Genomic DNA, 2,852 nt, shown 5'->3' with positions numbered 1-2,852 from the left:
TGATCCTAGACAGTATCGTGGACAACAAATCCCTCTAAATTCTTAAAATATTTCTTCTCAAAGGCTTCAGGGCTTAACCAGCCATTTGCAGAATGTCTTCTGACCCGATTGTAATAAATCTCAATATAGTCAAACAAGACAGCATTCGCTTCTTTTCGAGTGGCAAACACACTGCCATGGACCACATGACCTTTCAATGTATGAAAGAAGCTTTCAGTCACTGCATTATCCCAACAGTTTCCACGTCTAGACATACTCTGAGTACAATCATTTGTCAGTAACAGCGCTCTAAAATCACGACTACAGTACTGTGAACCTTGGTCCGAATGAACCATAACACCAGTTGGATAACCCTGACGAGCCATTGCATAGTTAAACGTATCACACACCAACTGGCGGTCTATTCGATGGCTGGTTTGCCACCCCACGATACGACGACTAAATAGATCCAGCATCACACATAAATACAGCCAACCTTGCTTGGTACGGATATAGGTAATATCCGTTGTCCAAACCTTGTTAGGCTGAATGACTGTAAATTGACGCTCTAACAGATTGGGTGCTGTAGGCAAACGATGGTTTGAATCAGTCGTATGCTTGTATTTACGCGCAATCCTGCTGCGTAAACCCAGATTTTTCAGCATTCTTCCAACAGTGCGTTCACTCATGCTGTAACCTAAATCATGCATGTCATGTACCAATGAAGGTGCACCCAATCGTGCATGATGCTGCCAATATACGGCTTTTAAATCATTATATTTCTCTACCGTATTGGCCTGACGTTTTCGCCAGGCATAATAGCCTGAAGTGCTGACACCTAGGTATTTACAGGCAGAAGATACCGTGACTTCATTCATATCTAGATCTTGAATTACCGTGTACTTTTCTTGGCATGATCTGTTAGAAAGTACACATGCGCTTTTTTTAAGATGTCATTGGCTTCCTTGAGCTGTTTGACTTCTTTCTCTAATTCCAAGATCCGCTGTTGTTCTGGTGAAAGTTGACGTTTGCTTGAACCCACTGGATTGGTTTCACGAATCCATTTGTCTAAAGTTGAATAACCCACACCTAATTTCTGGGCGATTGCAGCTATAGGCTCGTGTGAGTTTGAAAGTGCATAATCAATTGCTTGCTGTTTAAATTCAGCACTAAAACGTTTGGCCATTTCTTGGATCTCCAAAGTTAACGTTACGTTATCTTTAGAGGGAAGTACTGTCCATTATTTTGGCTAGGATCAGGAGCTAATGACAGTGTTAAGCGGCTTGTTGAAGTCGCTAAAAACCCGCCGTTTGTTTCTGATTTAGATATTTCTAAATGCTGTGGAAACTGTGTAATTACCTGAGCCTTTTGGCTCATTTTTTTTGCCATGTTTCCTTGACGTACCTTGACGGATAGAGAGAAATGGCGACATTAAACAAAAAGCAGAAACTCTTTATTGTACAATCGCTTGCTGTGTTTAACACCCCTCAAGAAACAGTAAGTCTCGTCAAGGAGGAATTTGACATTGATGTTTCGAGACAGCAGGTAGAGTCATATAACCCTACAAAGTTTGCTGGGAGAGACTTAAGTAAGGAACTCAAAGAAATTTTCGAAAATACACGGGAAGAGTATTTGAGTCAGCCACTAAATAAAATCAGTGGAGCAAATGACATTGTTCAGTTGAAGATTTTAAGTGATTTGCTTTGGACTAAAAAAACAATGTGACCATGACAATTAAGATCGTGGACCAAATACAAAAGATCATGAAAGGGTTTTATGAGAAGAAGGGGGAACAAAATAATAAAGGTGGTAATTCTGAAGCGAACCAAACTAAAGCTGAAGTAGAACTTGAGATTAAAAAACTTGAACTTCTGAAGTTACAACGTGAGGTAAATCCACCTGAAGAGGATTACAAGCTTGTGCTGAATCCTGATGAGGAGATACCAAATGAGCCAATGCTTTAATCCTCCAGAAGGTTCAGTTCAATTAACGCCTAAGCAAGCCAATATTTATTTGTGGGGCTGGCAAAAAGAAGCCCGATTACGTGATGCTGTTTGTGGCCGACGTTTCGGTAAAACATTCTTGGCCAAAGCGGAAATGCGAAGAGCCGCAAGCCTAGCGGCTAAATGGAATGTTTCGGTAGAGGATGAAATCTGGTATGCAGCGCCTACCTTTAAGCAAGCAAAACGGGTTTTCTGGAAGCGACTAAAACAAGCTATTCCAGCATCTTGGCGAGCTGGTAAGCCTGAAACGAGCCTGTAAATTATTTTGTGTAAGTTCCATTTTTTATAAATGATCTTTTAATCGATCATCGAACTGAATCGTAAACCAATTCATCGCTAAACGCCAATTTTGAATTGGCATTGTCCATTTTTTAGCAGCATTTGAAGTTGCTAAATAAATGACCTTTTTCACTGAATCATCAGAAGAGAAGATCTTTCTCTTTTTAGTTGAATGGCGAATCACGCTATTCAACGACTCAATCGCATTTGTTGTATAAATAGCATGACGTATTTCGGCTGGATATCTAAAGATCGTTCGGATATTTTCCCAATTTGCCCGCCAGGATTTTCCAATTTTTGGATACTGGTGATTCCATTGATCACAGAAGATGTCTAGGGACTTTAAAGCATTTTCCTCTGTACTTGCCTGATAAATCGCTTTCAGACCCGACGTAACAGCCTTGTAGTCTTTCCAGCTTACAAATCTCAGGCTATTGCGTACAACATGCACAATACACAGTTGAATATCAGTATGAGGGTAAACAGAGGCTATCGCGTCAGGAAAGCCTTTTAATCCATCTACACAGGCAACAAGAATGTCCTGTACTCCTCGATTTTTTAGCTCTGTCATGACTGACAGCCAGAATTTGG

At 40.6% G+C, this 2,852-nt stretch carries 2 protein-coding genes and 3 pseudogenes; 2 read left to right on the top strand and 3 right to left on the bottom strand.

Going from position 1 to position 2,852, the window contains the following annotated elements:
- Nucleotides 1–5: 5 nt before the first annotated feature.
- Nucleotides 6–1,165, bottom strand: a protein-coding gene (locus J582_RS24450; protein ID WP_085945698.1) for an IS3 family transposase whose coding sequence is annotated in 2 segments (ribosomal slippage) — nucleotides 6–931 and nucleotides 931–1,165 — 1,161 coding nt in all. Because the reading frame shifts where the segments join, the coding sequence is not laid out codon by codon here.
- A gap of 23 nt (nucleotides 1,166–1,188) precedes the next feature.
- On the bottom strand, nucleotides 1,189–1,356 hold the full coding sequence (locus J582_RS24440; RefSeq protein ID WP_155519061.1) for a hypothetical protein: 168 nt from the start codon (nucleotides 1,354–1,356) through the stop codon (nucleotides 1,189–1,191).
- A gap of 45 nt (nucleotides 1,357–1,401) precedes the next feature.
- On the opposite strand from J582_RS24440, the pseudogene J582_RS0105460 reads away from it, so the two are divergent.
- Nucleotides 1,402–1,943: pseudogene (locus J582_RS0105460) on the top strand (DUF2280 domain-containing protein).
- Nucleotides 1,927–2,226 (top strand): annotated as a pseudogene (locus tag J582_RS24430) (terminase); the annotation flags it as partial. The pseudogenes J582_RS0105460 and J582_RS24430, both read left to right, overlap by 17 nt.
- Before the next feature lie 39 nt (nucleotides 2,227–2,265).
- Here J582_RS24430 and J582_RS24425 read toward each other — a convergent pair.
- Nucleotides 2,266–2,852 (bottom strand): annotated as a pseudogene (locus J582_RS24425) (IS256-like element ISAba26 family transposase); the annotation flags it as partial.

Origin of the sequence: Acinetobacter sp. 1566109, assembly GCF_000582255.1 — a bacterium.
Classification (GTDB): domain Bacteria; phylum Pseudomonadota; class Gammaproteobacteria; order Pseudomonadales; family Moraxellaceae; genus Acinetobacter; species Acinetobacter nosocomialis.
This window is presented reverse-complemented; position numbering and strand designations above follow the sequence as displayed.

Coding starts and splice junctions, on each gene's coding strand:
- J582_RS24440 (WP_155519061.1), bottom strand. CDS start 1,356: ATGAGCCAAAAGGCTCAGGTAATTACACAGTTTCCACAGCATTTAGAA.